We start from the raw sequence: 15,716 nt of genomic DNA on the forward strand, positions 1-15,716 counted from the left end.
ATGGAGGGGGCGATGGGGGGGGGCGATGCAACATGACAGCACATCTGCGAAACGCGGAACGATCCGGCCGGCGCCCACCTGCGCCCGGCACCCGTCATACCAGCCGGCCAAACTGGCCTGTCAGCAAAGGAAACGCGCCGCAATCGCGCAGCACGTTTCACAGGATGGGGGCAAAGAATTTCAACGCGACTCGTTCAAGAAAACGCATTTTGCATTCATGCCGCTGTCACAGCCCCAAGGCCCGTCGACCACATACCCTGCCAGCTTCCCTGATGGTAACGTTGCGCCAAACGGCCCTCATCATCCATGAGGATCAGATGCAGCCACCCATTGTCGAACAGCGCGCGCACCTGCGGGTGACGGTCAAGAATAGCGCTGACCGCCCCGGATGGCGCGCGCACGATCACGCTGAGCCGCAACGGGTCATGGAGGGGGCGCACGCCGTCATGCACGGATTGCCACGCAAGCCCTGTGCGCGGGGCGTGGCCATTGCCCTCGAATACGCCAAAGCCGCCTACCACGTTATGCAGCAATTTATTGCCAGCGCCAAATGCCTGCGGCGCAGTGACCGAGCCGTAATATTGCAAGCTGATCCAGCTTGCCACAACGACAGGCGCGGTCAGGATCAACTCCAATGTGCCAAAGCCTGTATCGCGCTGCCAGTCGTAATCGTGCAAAAAGGCGCGCCCTGCCAGATCGCGGCCACGGCTGGCATCGCGCGGGGCGGCGATGAAGGCCGAACACCCCGCCAGCCCCCATTCCGGCCGCGTCTCGGCCCAATCCAACGCGCGCGCGGGCAGGTTGCAGCCTTTCTCGCCCGCATGCGGCAGGCTTGTGGCGCGCTCGCTCCGGGCCAAAGCGCCCGCCTGATCCAGCCAGCGCCGGATCGCGGCTTGATCCGGCCCAAGCGGTTCATAGAGCGCCACATGATCCGCGGTTGTGTCATGCATTGCGCCCAGAAAACGCGTATCAGCAGGGATGGTGATGCCCTGCTGCGTCAGGATCGCACGCAAGGCCGCGTCATTCAGCAGCCCCGCCAAGGCCCGCGCGCTGACCTCGCCCGAATGCCCGCCGCACGCCCCGCATTGCAAGGCCGACTGATGCGGGTTGTTGGTGACATGCGCGCCATGCCCCACCAGCAGCACCACAGGCGCGAAATCCTGCGTCAGGCCCATCGCGCGCAAGATTTTCGCAGCCAGTTCGGCGCGCTGCGCCAGATCCAGCCCGGTAATATGCGGCGCAGGCTCCACATGGGCCTTGCTATGCAGGCCAAGGCTGTCGCGGATGATTTTGCCCAAATACAGCGGGCCTGTCGCCTCGACAAAAGCGAAAGAGGAGACAGCGGCAAGTTTGAACCGCCCCCAAGCCCGCCACGCCCGCGCGGTGATCTGCGCGACATGGGCGGTGCGGGGGTCTGTGTCGGGGCTGGTTTCCAAAGCCGCGTTCAGCAGCACAGGAAGATGCGCTTCATGCCCGCAGGCCCCCAGCGGTTTATGCGCCAGTGGCAGGCCGAAAAATCCGGCAAATCCAAGGGTCTGGATTGCTGCATCGCAGCTTTCCAGCGCCCGGCGGTAGCGCTCGGATCGCACATCGATGCAAAACACTGCCTGAAGGCTTGGCCGCCCCCGCGCACCTGTCTGCACAGGGGCTGCCAGCCGGTCTTGCAGGCCGCGCTGATGCGCCAGTTCCAGCGCCAGTTGCAAAAGCGCGTCAATTTCCATCTGGTGGCAGGGCATAGCGGGCGTTGCATGCACGGCCATGATCTGCTGCCACTCCTGCGCGATCTGGTCATGGTACTGCGCCAGAAGGGCCGCATCCCAGATCATACGCAGCGCCAGAAAATCGGTTACAGTATCGTCGCTTTGCCCGTCCAACTCGGCTTGCCACAGCTTCCAGCGCGCTACCTGCGCCCAACCGCCCAACTCGATCAGCCAGCGATGGGCGGCACTCTCTGCACCCTCGGCCCCCAGCCCCAACTGGTCTGCCGCCCACAACAGTGCAAGCGAGGCGGTGTCAGGCGCATCGGCCACATGATTACAAAACCCGCGCAACCCCATGATTTCAGGCGTAAGGTCATGGCTGGCAAAGGCGCGCCATGCGTCATAGGCACTGCGCCCCTGCGGCGCGGGCCACAGCGCTTGGCCCTGATCAAAATACCCCGCCGCCCAAGCGCCGATCCGCGCTGCGACAATCTCGGGCCAGTCTATGCCGCTGGCGCGCGCCGCCAGTTCGGCCACTGTGGGCAAGGGGTCTGGGTCTGGTGTGTCCTCGGTCAACGCGGCCTCCAGCCGCGCAAGGGTCAGGCCGGGGCGCAACGCCAGCGCCATGCGCAAATCGTCACAGGTCAGCTGGCCCTGCTCCCATGCCGTACGAAACCCTGCGCGCGCAAGCGTCACGCGCAGCCCGCCTGCGCGGGCCAGTTTCGCGCCCACCTGTGCCAGATCCTCGCCCGTGTGGCCCAGATAGGGGTTCACGGCAACTGTGGCCGACAAGGGAAATGCTGGCGGGATCAGGCGCGCGGCGCGGCGCGCGCCCTCGATAATGGCCAAAAAGGGTCTGTCAAAATTGGAGTGGCTTGGCAGTTTCATAGGGGTGATCCTTTCAGGCGATATTTAAGCGCGGGAGGCAGGCAGGCGGCCTGTCAGTCGGTCGATCAGCGGGGCGATATACAGCCCGTTGGCCAGATGTATGCGCAGCCCTTGCGCCGCCGGGTGCCCGGCCCAAAGCGGGAACAAGGCCTGCGCCAGTGCCACCAGCCCGAAGCTGGCCAGCACCAGCACCATCACCGCCCATTCCAGCGCTTGTGGCGCGGCTGGTCCCGGCAATGTGCCTGCCATCAGCCAGTCTATGCCGGCATGCAGCGTGAAATAGCTGGCCGATGTCACCAATGCCGCAACCGAGATGCGCTTTGTCAGGCTGGCGGGCGCGGCATCGGCCAGCCCTTGGGCGATAAGATAGGCGACCCCGAAAATCAGGATCGCGCCCAAGGCGAAAGCCTGCGGCGGCTTGCCTGCCAGCCCAAAGGCGAACCCCACGGCAGCAAAGATCACCAGCGCTAGCCCAAAGGCACGCGCCACATTGCGCGCCGAGGGCACAGCCACAGGGCCGGGCCTGCGCGCTGCCGTCACATGCGCAATCGCGCTGCCGGAACTCAGGAACGCATGCGCCTTATACAGCGAATGGGCCAGAATATGCAGGGTCGCCAGCGCAAACAGCCCCATCCCGATTTGCAACATCATGAACCCCATTTGCGCGATGGTCGACCATGCCAGCGAGGTTTTGACCGCAGGCTGCGCCAGCATTGCAAGGCTGCCAAACAGCGCTGTGAAGCCCCCCAGCAGCGCAAGAGCGGCCATAATGCCGGGGGATGTCAGCACAATATCGGCCATGCGGATCAGCACAAAGCCACCCGCATTGACAATGCCCGCATGCAGCAGCGCCGAGACCGGCGTGGGCGCTTCCATCACTTCGGTCAGCCAGCCATGCAGCGGGAATTGCGCGGCTTTCAGCAGCCCGCCCAACACCAGCAGCCCAGCCCCCAGCACTGCCATTGGGCCTGTGGCGGTGGCGTTCAAAGTTGCAATATCGGCCGTGCCAAAGGCATAGACCAGCACCAGAGTTGCACCAATCAGTGCCGTGTCACCCGCGCGGCTGGCCATGCGCATTCTTGCCGCCGCGCGCATGGCGCGCGGGCGGTCTGCATAGGTCAGCAGCAACTGGCGCAACCCCATACCCGCGCCGATAAAGCCCAGAACCAACTGGCCCAGATTGCCTGCCGATACCAGCGCCGTCACGCAGGCAAGCGTCAGCATCAGCCAGCCCATGAACGCGCCCTGACGCGCCTCTCCGTCCAGATAGGTGGTGGAAAACCGCGTAATCACCCAGCCCAGCAGCCCCACCAGCATCAGCATCACAACCGACAACAGATCCAGCCTGACCGAGAAACCCAGTGTGGCCACCCCCAGCAAGGATGTTGTTTGCGCCCCGTACAGCCACAGCACACCCCCCGCCCCGAGAGAGAGGACAAGGGCCACCAGACTGGCAAGTTCGGCCAGAAACAGGGTCATTGTGGGGCGCATTTGCTGGCCCATCAGGCACGCCAGACCAGCGACAGCGAGGATCAGAATAGAAAGGTAAGGTATCAAGGCCAGCATTGCGCATCTCCCAAACAGGCGTTCGAGCGCAGATATTTCACCCCGATCATTTATAAAAATACATTGTTTCTGTTGTTTCGTTCCATTAATCAGAACTATGGCCCCTGTGAATTACAAACATCTGCGCTATTTTCAGGCCGTCGCCCATGACGGTAACCTGACACGCACCGCGCAGACGCTGAACCTGTCGCAATCGGCGCTGTCCACGCAGATCCGCACGCTGGAAGACCGGCTTGGCCATAGCCTGTTTGACAGGGTCGGCCGCCAGTTGGTACTGACCGAGGCAGGGCGCATCGCGCTGGATTATGCCGATGCCATTTTCAAGACAGGGGATGAGCTGGTCGCAGTGCTGGCGCAAAGCGGCACAGGGCGGCGGGCGGTGCGGGTGGGTGCATTGGCCACGCTGTCGCGCAATTTCCAGCTGGATTTCCTGCGCCCCCTGATTGCGCGTGCCGATGTCGAGGTGATCTTGCGGTCAGGCTCTCAGGCGGAATTGCTGGGCGATTTGCAGGCGTTGCGGCTGGACATTGTGCTGACCAACACCCCGCCCCCCCGCGACAGGGCAGCACCTTGGTTGGCACAGAAAATATCCGAACAGCCCGTAAGCCTGATCGCCACGCCAGAGCTTTGCGCCGCAAACACCGACCTGTCCACCCTGCTGGCGCGAGAGGCGTTGGTGCTGCCCACATTGGAAACGGGTTTGCGCGCGGGCTTCGACCTATGGGCCGCGCGGCGCGGTTTGCGCCCGCAGATCGCCGCCGAAGTGGATGATATTGCCATGATGCGCCTGCTTGCGCGCGAAGGGGCCGGAATTGCCGTTCTGCCCCCCATTGCCGTGCGCGACGAGCTGGCCTCTGGCCTGCTGGTCGAGGTGGCGCAAATTGACGGGCTGACCGAAAATTTCCACGCCGTCACGCTGTCGCGGCGCTTTCCCAACCCCTTGGTCGATGAATTGCTGCATATGCAGGACTGACACTGCCACGCACCTATGCGGCAGGGCTTGACGCGCCCGCCCAGAGAGGGCAGTTGCAGCGCATGTTGCGCATACAAGAAATCTCTTATTCCGTCGAAGGCCGCCCCCTGTTCGAGGCGGCCTCCGCCAATATTCCCGATGGCCACAAGATTGGCCTTGTCGGGCGCAATGGCACAGGCAAAACCACGCTGTTCCGCCTGATCCGGGGCGAGCTGACCTTGGATGGGGGCACCATCTCGCTACCATCGCGCGCGCGCATTGGCGGGGTCGCGCAGGAAGTGCCGTCATCTTCAACCTCGCTGATCAACACAGTGTTGGAAGCAGATACCGAGCGCGCCGCCCTTATGGCCGAGGCTGAAACCGCGCAAGACGCAGGCGATATCGCCGCCATTCAGGCGCGGCTGGTCGATATTGACGCGTGGTCTGCCGAAGGGCGTGCCAGTTCGATCCTGAAGGGATTGGGCTTTGACAGCGCTGCACAACAACGCCCCTGTTCCGATTTCTCGGGCGGGTGGCGGATGCGTGTGGCGCTGGCAGGCGTTCTGTTTGCCCAGCCCGACCTGCTGCTGCTGGATGAACCAACCAACTATCTGGACCTTGAAGGTGCCTTGTGGCTGGAAACCTATCTGGCCAAATACCCGCATACTGTTATCATCATCAGCCATGATCGCGGGCTTTTGAACCGCGCGGTCGACCATATTCTGCACCTCGAAGACCGCAAACTGACGCTGTATACAGGCGGCTATGACCGCTTTGCCAGCATGCGCGCAGAGCAACGCGCCGTTCTGGCCGCCGAGGCGTCGAAAGTTGCCGCGCAGCGCGCCCATATGCAGAAATTCGTGGACCGTTTCCGCGCGCAGGCCACCAAGGCGCGGCAGGCGCAATCGCGCCTGAAAATGCTGGAAAAACTGACGCCGATCACGCCGCCGTCAGAAGCCGCGCGCCATGTCTTCACCTTCCCCGCGCCAGAAGAATTGTCGCCCCCGATCCTGCGGCTTGAAGGGGCATCGGTCGGCTATGGCGGCCCGCCTGTGCTGAAAGGGCTGGACCTGCGCATCGATCAGGACGACCGCATCGCCCTTTTGGGCCGCAATGGTGAGGGGAAATCGACCCTGTCAAAACTTCTGGCCGAAAAGCTGGAAGGAAGTGGCACCGTCACCCGCGCGGCAAAACTGCGCGTGGGCTATTTCGCCCAGCATCAGGTGGACGAGCTGGAACTGGACGAAACACCGCTGCAACACCTGCAACGCGCCCGCCCCGGAGAGGCACCGCCGCGCCTGCGCGCGCGGCTTGCGGGCTTCGGGCTGATGGCTGAACAGGCGGAAACTGTGGTGCAACGCCTGTCGGGCGGGCAAAAGGCGCGGTTGTCGCTGCTTTTGGCCACGCTGGACGCGCCGCATATGCTGATTCTCGACGAGCCGACAAACCACCTTGATATCGAAAGCCGCGAAGCGCTGGTCGATGCGCTGACCGCCTATACCGGCGCGGTTGTGCTGGTCAGCCATGACATGCATCTGCTGTCACTGGTGGCAGACCGGCTGTGGCTGGTGTCTGATGGCAAGGTCACGCCCTATGATGGCGATCTGGAAAGCTACCGCAATTTCCTGTTGTCCAGCACCACCAAGCCTGTGCGCGAAAAACCTGCACCCAAGGCCAAACCCCGCGCAACGCGCGACGAGGTTCTGGCCCTGCGCAGTGACTTGCGCAAATGCGAAACCCGCATCAGCAAACTTGAAGAGATGCGCGACAAGCTGGCGAAGAAACTGGCGGATACAGCGCTGTATGACGATACGCGCCTAAGCGAGTTGCAAGTCTGGCAGGCCAAATATGCCGAAGTCATGGAAGGGCTGGACCGCGCCGAAGCCATGTGGATGAAAGCACAAGCCGCCTTGGATAGCGCGCAAGCAGACTGATTTAGCCGATCATCATCTGTGCATCGCCCATGCGCTGGTAGTGACGGCAGAGGTGTTGCAAAGCGATGCGCAGTACGATCTTGCCCGAACGCGCGGACCATTCCAATGCCTGCTCGGCGGATTCAACCCCTTCCAGATGGCAACAACAGCGCAAGGCCATATCGTCAAGCCCCGGCCCCAAAGCGCGCAGCACCGCCAGAACGCGCAGGCCCGCTGCCTTTGTGCCCGGTGGTGCGATATTCGGCCCGGGTACGGCGCGATTTTCCAGCGCCTCGATCACGTCTTGCGCCGTTGTCAGCGCCACCCCCTCTAGCTGGGCCATGACGAAATCTTCGCGCAAGCGTTCCGCCGCCTGCACCAGACGCGGTTCCAGAAACGGGCGGCCAGTCTTGTCACGGCGGCGCGCAAGCACAGTCACAGGGCTTTCTGCGCCACCATAGCGGATGCGCCCTGCGGGTTGCCCCTCTGGCGCGCCAAAGGGTTGAAAGGCAAGCCCCACTCTGGCGCAATACCGCCGCAGCGCCGCGCGGCCCGATGCGCTGATGACATAAGAGGCCACGCGCCCCTGATTGCGACAGGTGATCCAGTCATTCAGCGCCATGACTTCGGCCACGCAACGCTCCATCACCGACACACGCTGGGGCATACCATCGGCGTTTTCGCAGGTTACCACAGCTTTGGGCATATCGGGTGCCACGATCAACAAGGATTTGGGGCGCAACAGATGCTGCAAATTCTGCATTGCCTGTTGTTCCAGTTCGGGGTCAGGGCGCGGTGTGGTCTGAACTGGTGAATACGGAATCATGGAAAGAGCACCCCTTTCTGGCAAAGTCTCGGACATGTCGCGCAGCGCATGGTCAAGCCGACGCAGCGCCTCGTCTACAAGCGGGTCATCACGGCGGTTTTCAAAATGGCGGACATGGCGCAGCACGGTCGAGGCATGGCAGCCGTGATCCTTTCCCAGCGCACGCAGCGACTTGCCCGCGCCCACATGCGACAGATACAACCGCGCCCCCACAGGAATCAGATCGGCGCGCGCCTGACCACGGCATGGGGGCGTTTCGCCTGCTATACAGCCCTGCGCAGACATATCAGCGCGCGCTCCCTTCACATAAATCAACCTATAAGTGCGAAAGTTACCTGTTTCTTAACCAGACCTCCGACATGCCCAGAATGGTTACAAATTCCTAAATCCAGTTGAATAAACCGTGCGCTGCTTTGGAATCTTGCGCAACACCCCCTGTGGGCATGCGATGATCCGCAGGCTTTTCATTTGGGAACAGACGCATGCATATTGCTCATTCGACATTGGACACACTTATCCGCCCTCGCCTTTTGATTGTGTCAGCGCGCTATGCTTTGCGCGATTACAACCGCGCAAACCGGCTGGCGCGCCTGCTGGGCCTGCCCATGTCGCAACACCTGCCATCAGCGCATATGGCGCTTGCGCAACTGCTGGAATGCGAGCGCGCGCTGGAACATGCCCGCCGCACGCATGACGCCAGCTGGTCTGCGGCTGCGCATGTGGCGGTCATGACAGCGCTGCTATACGAGGCCCTGCTGGTCCGGCAGACACAGCCCGGCCGCGCGGGGGAACATGTGCCAGAGGGGGCAGCGCGCTTAGCCCTGTGAGCCAGGCTCTGTCGCCGCCTGCGCCATTGCCGCAAGTGCGTTGTCCAGCACGTCCAACCCTGCCGCAGGGCGATGTGCCTGTTCAGACAACACCCGCCGCCAATGGCGCGCGCCCGGCTGGCCTGCGAACAGCCCCAGCATATGCCGCGTGACAGAGGCCAGCTTCGTGCCCCCTGCCAGCTCTTGGGCGATATAGGGGCGCATCGCGTCCAGCGCGGTGTGAACTGTGGTGGTGGCGGGTTGGCCGAAAACCTCGGCATCTGCGCCAAGCAGCAGATCGGCGGGGCGCTGATAGGCGGCGCGGCCAATCATGACCCCATCCAGCCCCTGATCCAGAAACGCCCGCGCCTGCGCCAGAGAGGTGATGCCGCCATTGATGCTGATGCGCAGATGCGGAAAGCTGGCCTTCATCGCCAGAACCAAAGGGTAGTCCAGCGGCGGTATCTCGCGGTTATCCTTGGGGGACAGGCCCTGCAACCACGCCTTGCGGGCATGAATGGTGACATCTTCAACGCCTGCCCGTGACACGGTTTCCAAAAACCGCGGCAGGGCCTCGGCGGGGTCTTGTTCATCCACGCCGATGCGACATTTGACGCTGATCCGCGCGGGGCTGGCGGCCAGCATCGCAGCACATATCTCGCCCACAAGAGCAGGCCGGGTCATCAGCACGGCCCCGAAACACCCCGATTGCACCCTGTCAGAGGGACAGCCGCAATTCAGGTTGATCTCGTGATAGCCTGCCTCCCACCCTAAACGCGCGGCCTGCGCCAGTTCGGCCGGGTCCGACCCGCCCAGTTGCAACACCAGCGGGTTTTCCTTGGGGTCATGCTTCAGCAAATGCAGCGCACCCCCGCGCACCAGCGCAGGTGCCGTGACCATTTCGGTGTAAAGCTGGGTATGGCGCGATAATTGGCGGTGAAAATACCGGCAATGTCGGTCTGTCCAATCCATCATCGGCGCGACGCTCAGGCGCGATGATGTCAGGCCCGCCAAATCCGGTGTGGTATCTGCCATATCTGCGGCTTTCCGTTCTGCCTTGCGCGGCTTTGGGGCGTTATCATTTGATCCGCCCCATACCGCGAGTTTCGCTGCATGTGCAAGGCGGCCATATTGCGCCTAGCGCATAGGGGGTCGCGGTTCAGAACAGAACCGATGGCAGCCAAAGCACCAGCCCCGGGAAGATGAACAGCAGCGCTATTGCAACAATTTGCAGAAACACAAACGGGATTGCCCCCTTGTAGATCATGCCGGTGCTGACCGAATTGGGCGCAACGCCGCGCAGATAGAACAGCGAGAAGCCGAAAGGCGGCGTCAGAAAGGATGTCTGCAAATTCACCCCGATCATCACCCCCAGCCAGACAGGGTCTACCCCAAGCAGCAGCAATGTCGGCGCAGTGATTGGCAGCACGATGAAGATGATCTCGAATGTGTCAAGGATAAAGCCCAGCACGAACATGATCAGCATGACCACAATCATCGCCCCCATCGCGCCGCCGGGCATCGAGGTCAGGAATTCGCGCACCAGATTGTCGCCGCCCATCTGGCGGAAGACGATGGCAAAAACCGATGCGCCAAACAGGATGATGAATATCATCGAGGTAATGACAGCCGTGCGCCGCGCCACTTCGGTAAAGACAGAGACCGACAACCGCCAGCGCATGGCTGCCAGAACTGTCGCACCAACGGCGCCCACGGACGCAGCCTCGGTGGGGGTGGCGATGCCGCCAAGGATCGAGCCCAGCACTGCGGTGATCAGCAGCAAGGGCGGGATCAGCGCAAACAGGATTTCTTTCCAAAGGCCCTGTCGCTCTTCTGGGGGGACTGGTGTTGCGGGGCAGCTTTCAGGGTCGAAAACTGCCTTGAACAGGATATAGCCAATATACAGCGCAACCAGCAGCAAGCCGGGGATCATCGCGCCTGCGAAAAGATCACCCACTGACACTGTCTTGGGGGCGAAATTCCCAAGGCTCATCTGCACCTGAGAGTTCATGCCCGCGATCATATCGCCCATGAAGATCAGCACTGTGGATGGCGGAATGATCTGCCCCAGCGTGCCAGAGGCGCAAATCGCCCCGCTGGCCAGTTTGGGGTCATAGCCTGCGCGCAGCATTGCGGGCAGCGAGATCAGACCCATTGTCACCACAGTCGCGCCCACAACCCCTGTCGAGGCGGCCAGAAGCGCGCCCACAAGGATAACCGAAATCCCAAGCCCGCCGCGCATATTGCCAAACAGCCGCCCCATAGTGGACAATAACTGCTCGGCAATGTTGCTGCGCTCCAGCATCACACCCATGAAAATGAACAAGGGCACGGCCACCAGCACTTCGTTAATCATGTAGCCGGTATAGCGGCCGGCCAAAGCGCGCAGGTTCGACATGTCGAACACGCCGAAATACAGGCCCATATAGGCAAACAGCACGGAGGTGCCCGCCAGCGTAAAGGCCACGGGAAAACCAATCAGCAAGAAGCCGATCACCGCAAAGAACATCAGCCCCGCAAGGATTTCGCCAATCAGCACAGGATCCATGTCAGGCTGTCTCCGTATCGTATTTGTATTTGTAATCGTCCGGAACCAGATCGTAGCGCCCCGCAATGATCAGGATCGAGCGGATCGCCATTGCCACGCCTTGCAGCGCGATAACGACTGCGAGAACCAGAATAAAGCTTTTCAGCACCCAAAGGCCCGGCATGCCGCCGATATTGGCCGAGGCCTCTCCCAGCCGCCAGGAGCGCTGCACGAAGGTGAAACAATAACTCCAGACCACCCAAGCGAATGGCATCAGGAAAATGCACACGCCCAGCAGGTCCAGCCATGCTTTGCGCAGGGTCGAGGCGGGGCGGTAAAAAATGTCCACCCGCACATGATCATTGCGATACAGCGCATAGCCCGCCACGGCGGTAAACATCACCCCGTTCAGCCATGGGTAGAGGTCTTGCATCCACAGGCGGGTATTGAGGAACAGATAGCGTTCCACCACCACCGCGAAACAGACCAGCACAATGGCCACGGACAGCCACATGAACAGGTTTCCGATTGCGCGGTTCATCAGATTGATCAGGCGCATCAGATAGGAAAGCGCAATCATGTCATCCTCCGGCGGACGGATTCAGGTGAACAAGAGGCCCCGGATCAAGTCCGGGGCCGTGTCGTGTCGGTAGGACGTGTCAGCTACAGCCAACCGGCCTGTTGATCAACCAAGATCCGAAACATCAAAATATTTCAGACGGGCCTGCGCGAATGTCAGATCCGTATTCTCGGTGCGCGTGCGCAGCAGGTTCAGGTTCTGGACAAAGCTTTCTGCTGTCGCTTTGGTTTTCGCGTCGGAACTGTCGAGGATCTCGATCAGCAATTCGCGCGATGCGGCAGCACCGGCTTCCAGAATGCTCTCGGGCCAGTCGTTATGCACAGTCACTCCATGGTTTTCGACCATGTCATTCAGGGCAATAGGATCATTGGCATAGAATTCGGACGGCACCTGATCATATTCTGCCTGACAGGCATCGCGGATGATCGCTTGCAGGTTCGAGGGCAGTTCCTGATACTTGGCCTTGTCCACAACCAGCTCTGTCGCCAGACCCGGCTCGATGAAGGACGAGGTGTAGTAATGCTTGCGCACCTGATGGAAGCCCAGCGCGCGGTCATTATAGGGGCCAACGAATTCTGCTGCATCCAGCGCACCCGATTGCAGGGCTGCGAAAATCTCGCCGCCCGCAAGGTTGGTGACCGATGCGCCCATTTTCTGCCAGACCTGACCGCCAAGACCGGGTGTGCGGAAACGCATGCCCTGAATATCGTCAATCCCGCCCAGTTCGTTCTGGAACCAGCCACCAGCCTGTGTGCCGGTATCACCCGACAGAAAGGCCTGAACACCGAAATCATCATAGATGTCGTCATACAGTTCCTGACCGCCCAGATAGCGCACCCAAGCCGCCAACTCGCGCGAGGTCATGCCGAAGGGCACGCCCGTGAAGAAGGACAGGCCGACCGACTTGTTCTGCCAGTAATACGCCGCGCCGTGGCTCATTTCCGCCGAGCCGTCGATCACGGCGTCCAGCGATTGCAGCGCGGGCACCATTTCGCCTGCGGCGAAGACTTCTACAGTCATGGCACCATCTGCGGCCGCGTTGATCCGGTCGGCCACGCGCTGTGCGCCCGTGCCCAGACCGGGGAAATTGCGCGGCCATGTTGTGACCATGCGCCATGTGATGCGCCCTTGCGCAACTGCGGGTGCCGCCAGACTAGTGGCCGCTGCCGCGCCGCCACCCAGCGCCGAGGTTTTCAAAAAAGAACGACGATCCATGTATACCTCCCATGGGATTTTTCCTACCTGTACCCTCTCGGGCCGGCGCAGGATTAAAAGCACAGTGCGCCCATACTGTGAACCATTTTCTTTATCGATTTTCTGTGAAACCTGCCAAAAACAGGATAAATTTATGGGAAAGCTTTACAAAACTTCGTCAGCGTTTCTTTTGGATGGCCGTGTCGGCACGCCTGCGCCACGCAGGTTCAGCCAGTTCGCGAATAAAATCACACCCCCGCCCACAAAGACCAACGGCTCTAGCGCTTCGGCGTATAACCAGACGCCCACCAAGGCGATAACCGGCAGGCGCAAGAACTCCATCGGGGCAACAGTCGAGGCGGGCGCAAGCCCCAGCGCCGAGGACAGCGCGTAATGCGCGCTTAGGCCAGACAGCCCTACCACCACCAACCAGCCCCATATGGCGGGAGAGGGCCAAGTAAACCCGCCCCATTGCGCCAGAACCAGCCCGAAAATGGTTTGCGACAGCGTCATCCAGAACAGCACACACAGCACGCTATCAGCGCGCATGATGCGTTTGGTCAGCATCACATTCATCGCAAACCCGATCGCACACAGCATCCCCGCCAGATGACCACTGTTCAGCGGTTGTACCCCCGGTTGCGCCACGATGAGTATGCCCGCAAACCCCAGCACCGCGACGAACAGACGGCGCTTGGTGAACTGCTCGCCCAACACAAGCGGGGCCAGCAGCGCCACCCAGATTGGCATGGTAAATTCCAGCGCGACAAGCTGCGACAAGGGGATCACCATAATGCCGTAAAACCACAGGTTCTGGCCTGCGAAATGGAACAGGTTACGCGTCAGATGCAAGCTTGGGCTTGTGGGCCTGATCTGTGCCCACACGCGCGTCGCGTTGCGCAAGGTGAACAATACCACCCCCGCGACAATCACAAAGCCAATGATCGAGCGCCAGAACATCAACTCGAACGAATCGAGTTCCTGTTGAATGGCGCGCCCCGCTATCGCCATTGCCGTAAAGGACAAGATCGCCCCGCACATCCACAGCGCGGCAAGGGCCGGTTTTGTTTGGGCTGCGGGCATATCGGGCTTCACATCTGTCCACTTTCAAAATGCGGCGCGGAACGGTGCCAGAACAGTGGCCCCCCCATACCACCCCACGCACAAAGCCGCAAAAACTTCTGCAATGGGGGGCAACAATGATCAATCGCAAAGCAGTTGGCGGCCAAACGATGGTATAATTCACAAAGGAGAAGGAGGGCTGAGTATGATAAACGAAACTGACATTCTGGACATGACCTGTCTGACCCGCGCACAAATCGACGCGATTTCAAAACATGAACATATCGACGCTGTGTCAGCGGCGGAACTTGGTGAATACATGATGCACATCCATCATGGCCCGCAAAAGGTGCAACAGATGATCTGCGAAGATATCGCCACTGCGCTGCACAATGATGACCTGTCGGGCGCGCGGGAACTGTACAAAGCGCTGAAAGAATTTCTAGCCGACCACCCAGAGGCATTGCGCGGGAATGGCTGAAATCTAGTGCGTCCAGACCTGCCGCCGGTTCGTCGCAAAATTGTCACCATAGCCCCCGGGGCGCAGATTGGCACGGCGTGTCTTGGGGGCGATCACGTTATACTCGATCCCATGGGCGCGGGCATAGGCTTCGGCGGCGGCCTGATCTTCAAAGCGCAGCTTGACCTGCGAATCCATGTCGCCCGAACTGGTCCAGCCCATCAACGGGTCAATCTGGCGGGCCTGCGCGGGCGAGAATTCCAGCACCCATGACTTGGTCTTGGAATTTCCAGACTGCATTGCGTTGCGGGCGGGCTTGTAGATGCGTGCGCGCATGAAAGAATGCTCCTTGCGAATTCGATGTCTTATGGAAAAAATTCTCGTCAAAGACAAGGGTGCAGACAGGAAAGGGTCACCCGAAAGGAGGGGACGAGGAGTAAGTCTCTCGGGCTGCGGCCTTTTCCTGCCTGCTTTTCTCGATTTAGGCCCATAAGGAGCGTCCGGCAACTTATTTTGCATCTCAAGTATATCTTTTTAAAACGGTTGTGCCCTTTTGTGGCTGCAAACAGATTACCCCAGACACTTTCCCGCAGCGGTGCGATTAGCCCAAGTCGCGCGACGGAATGACAGGAAAGAACACACCGCCCGACCATAGCCCGAACCAGCTGTCATCATCATGTGGCGCATGGGTGCCCAGCTCGACCAGCCGGTAGAAACTTTTGCGGTCGATCAATGCCTCCAGCCCCGCACGGATCATGACATAGGGCGCAGGCTCGCCGGTTGCGGCGTCACGCTCTACCCGGATCGGGTGCAAGGTGCCTGCCCGCGCCTCATCGCCCAGATTGGTGGTGAAGACCAGTTCCTGCCCACGCCCCGCCCCTTCAACACGGAAATCCACAGCGACGAAGGGCGCGTCATCCACGGTAATGCCAACCTTCTCGACAGGTGTGACAAGAAAATACTTGCCCCCCTCCAGCTTCAGGATATTGGCGAACAGCTTGACCAATGCGGGCCGCCCGATGGGCGTGCCTTCATAAAACCATGTCCCGTCCCGCGCGATCCGCATGTCTATGTCACCACAAAAAGGCGGGTTCCACAAATGCACAGGCGGCAGGCCTTTGCCCTTTGCAGCGGCACTTGCCGCCTGTGCCAGTGCATCTGGCGTGGGTGTCACGGTTTTTTGTTCACTCATGATTTTTGCCATTGGCTGCCTATGCGATATGTCTAAGCTACCATATAAGA

At 60.8% G+C, this 15,716-nt stretch carries 14 protein-coding genes; 4 read left to right on the plus strand and 10 right to left on the minus strand.

Features of this window, described 5'->3' with window-relative positions; all coding sequences use genetic code 11:
- Positions 1-215 precede the first annotated feature (215 nt).
- Complete coding sequence (locus BG455_RS13420; protein WP_071470487.1) at positions 216-2,588, minus strand: YbcC family protein; 2,373 nt, start codon at positions 2,586-2,588, stop codon at positions 216-218.
- 24 nt (positions 2,589-2,612) lie between these two features.
- Positions 2,613-4,154, minus strand: a complete 1,542-nt coding sequence (locus BG455_RS13425; protein ID WP_071470488.1) for a proton-conducting transporter transmembrane domain-containing protein — start codon at positions 4,152-4,154, stop codon at positions 2,613-2,615.
- Between the two features lie 97 nt (positions 4,155-4,251).
- Between BG455_RS13425 and BG455_RS13430 the strand changes: the two genes are divergently transcribed.
- Positions 4,252-5,127, plus strand: coding sequence for a LysR family transcriptional regulator (locus BG455_RS13430; protein WP_071470489.1), 876 nt, complete (start codon positions 4,252-4,254; stop codon positions 5,125-5,127).
- Positions 5,128-5,189: 62 nt separating this feature from the next.
- Positions 5,190-7,040 carry an ABC-F family ATP-binding cassette domain-containing protein gene (locus BG455_RS13435; protein ID WP_071470614.1) on the plus strand — a complete coding sequence of 617 codons (1,851 nt, stop codon included), beginning with the start codon at positions 5,190-5,192 and terminating at the stop codon, positions 7,038-7,040.
- A gap of 1 nt (position 7,041) precedes the next feature.
- On the opposite strand, the gene BG455_RS13440 is transcribed toward BG455_RS13435, so the two are convergent.
- On the minus strand, positions 7,042-8,130 hold the full coding sequence (locus tag BG455_RS13440) for a DUF6456 domain-containing protein (protein ID WP_245735552.1): 1,089 nt from the start codon (positions 8,128-8,130) through the stop codon (positions 7,042-7,044).
- A 197-nt stretch (positions 8,131-8,327) separates the two neighbouring features.
- Here BG455_RS13440 and BG455_RS13445 point away from each other — a divergent pair, with 197 nt between their 5' ends.
- Positions 8,328-8,672 (plus strand): DUF6477 family protein, encoded by a 345-nt coding sequence (locus BG455_RS13445; protein WP_071470490.1) that lies wholly within the window; start codon positions 8,328-8,330, stop codon positions 8,670-8,672.
- On the opposite strand, the gene dusA is transcribed toward BG455_RS13445, so the two are convergent.
- The 5 genes from dusA to BG455_RS13470 all read right to left on the minus strand — a co-directional run bounded on the left by dusA (position 8,661) and on the right by BG455_RS13470 (position 14,035).
- Positions 8,661-9,686 (minus strand): tRNA dihydrouridine(20/20a) synthase DusA, encoded by a 1,026-nt coding sequence (gene dusA / locus BG455_RS13450; protein ID WP_071470491.1) that lies wholly within the window; start codon positions 9,684-9,686, stop codon positions 8,661-8,663. The genes BG455_RS13445 and dusA overlap by 12 nt on opposite strands.
- A 124-nt stretch (positions 9,687-9,810) precedes the next feature.
- Positions 9,811-11,199, minus strand: coding sequence for a TRAP transporter large permease (locus BG455_RS13455; RefSeq protein ID WP_071470492.1), 1,389 nt, complete (start codon positions 11,197-11,199; stop codon positions 9,811-9,813).
- Position 11,200: 1 nt separating this feature from the next.
- Positions 11,201-11,758, minus strand: coding sequence for a TRAP transporter small permease subunit (locus tag BG455_RS13460; protein WP_071470493.1), 558 nt, complete (start codon positions 11,756-11,758; stop codon positions 11,201-11,203).
- Between the two features lie 105 nt (positions 11,759-11,863).
- Positions 11,864-12,973, minus strand: a complete 1,110-nt coding sequence (locus tag BG455_RS13465; RefSeq protein WP_071470494.1) for a TRAP transporter substrate-binding protein — start codon at positions 12,971-12,973, stop codon at positions 11,864-11,866.
- A 144-nt stretch (positions 12,974-13,117) separates the two neighbouring features.
- Positions 13,118-14,035: a DMT family transporter gene (locus tag BG455_RS13470; protein WP_071470495.1), complete on the minus strand. Its 918-nt coding sequence runs from the start codon at positions 14,033-14,035 to the stop codon at positions 13,118-13,120.
- 184 nt (positions 14,036-14,219) lie between these two features.
- Between BG455_RS13470 and BG455_RS13475 the strand changes: the two genes are divergently transcribed.
- Entirely contained in the window at positions 14,220-14,495 is a 276-nt protein-coding gene (locus BG455_RS13475) for a hypothetical protein (RefSeq protein ID WP_071470616.1), read from the plus strand.
- A 3-nt stretch (positions 14,496-14,498) separates the two neighbouring features.
- Here BG455_RS13475 and BG455_RS13480 read toward each other — a convergent pair whose 3' ends face one another.
- Both BG455_RS13480 and BG455_RS13485 read right to left on the minus strand, forming a co-directional pair.
- Positions 14,499-14,810, minus strand: a complete 312-nt coding sequence (locus BG455_RS13480) for an ETC complex I subunit (RefSeq protein ID WP_071470496.1) — start codon at positions 14,808-14,810, stop codon at positions 14,499-14,501.
- A 265-nt stretch (positions 14,811-15,075) separates the two neighbouring features.
- Positions 15,076-15,666, minus strand: a complete 591-nt coding sequence (locus BG455_RS13485) for a DUF1285 domain-containing protein (protein WP_071470497.1) — start codon at positions 15,664-15,666, stop codon at positions 15,076-15,078.
- Positions 15,667-15,716 lie beyond the last annotated feature (50 nt).

The sequence above is a fragment of the Roseinatronobacter thiooxidans genome, from assembly GCF_001870675.1.
In the GTDB taxonomy this organism is placed as follows: domain Bacteria; phylum Pseudomonadota; class Alphaproteobacteria; order Rhodobacterales; family Rhodobacteraceae; genus Roseinatronobacter; species Roseinatronobacter thiooxidans.

Bases quoted from the DNA above. Each gene is read 5' to 3' on its own strand.
- BG455_RS13420 (WP_071470487.1), bottom strand. From the start codon at position 2,588: ATGAAACTGCCAAGCCACTCCAATTTTGACAGACCCTTTTTGGCCATT.
- BG455_RS13425 (WP_071470488.1), bottom strand. From the start codon at position 4,154: ATGCTGGCCTTGATACCTTACCTTTCTATTCTGATCCTCGCTGTCGCT.
- BG455_RS13430 (WP_071470489.1), top strand. From the start codon at position 4,252: ATGGCCCCTGTGAATTACAAACATCTGCGCTATTTTCAGGCCGTCGCC.
- BG455_RS13435 (WP_071470614.1), top strand. From the start codon at position 5,190: ATGTTGCGCATACAAGAAATCTCTTATTCCGTCGAAGGCCGCCCCCTG.
- BG455_RS13440 (WP_245735552.1), bottom strand. From the start codon at position 8,130: ATGTCTGCGCAGGGCTGTATAGCAGGCGAAACGCCCCCATGCCGTGGT.
- BG455_RS13445 (WP_071470490.1), top strand. From the start codon at position 8,328: ATGCATATTGCTCATTCGACATTGGACACACTTATCCGCCCTCGCCTT.
- dusA (WP_071470491.1), bottom strand. From the start codon at position 9,686: ATGGCAGATACCACACCGGATTTGGCGGGCCTGACATCATCGCGCCTG.
- BG455_RS13455 (WP_071470492.1), bottom strand. From the start codon at position 11,199: ATGGATCCTGTGCTGATTGGCGAAATCCTTGCGGGGCTGATGTTCTTT.
- BG455_RS13460 (WP_071470493.1), bottom strand. From the start codon at position 11,758: ATGATTGCGCTTTCCTATCTGATGCGCCTGATCAATCTGATGAACCGC.
- BG455_RS13465 (WP_071470494.1), bottom strand. From the start codon at position 12,973: ATGGATCGTCGTTCTTTTTTGAAAACCTCGGCGCTGGGTGGCGGCGCG.
- BG455_RS13470 (WP_071470495.1), bottom strand. From the start codon at position 14,035: ATGCCCGCAGCCCAAACAAAACCGGCCCTTGCCGCGCTGTGGATGTGC.
- BG455_RS13475 (WP_071470616.1), top strand. From the start codon at position 14,220: ATGATAAACGAAACTGACATTCTGGACATGACCTGTCTGACCCGCGCA.
- BG455_RS13480 (WP_071470496.1), bottom strand. From the start codon at position 14,810: ATGCGCGCACGCATCTACAAGCCCGCCCGCAACGCAATGCAGTCTGGA.
- BG455_RS13485 (WP_071470497.1), bottom strand. From the start codon at position 15,666: ATGAGTGAACAAAAAACCGTGACACCCACGCCAGATGCACTGGCACAG.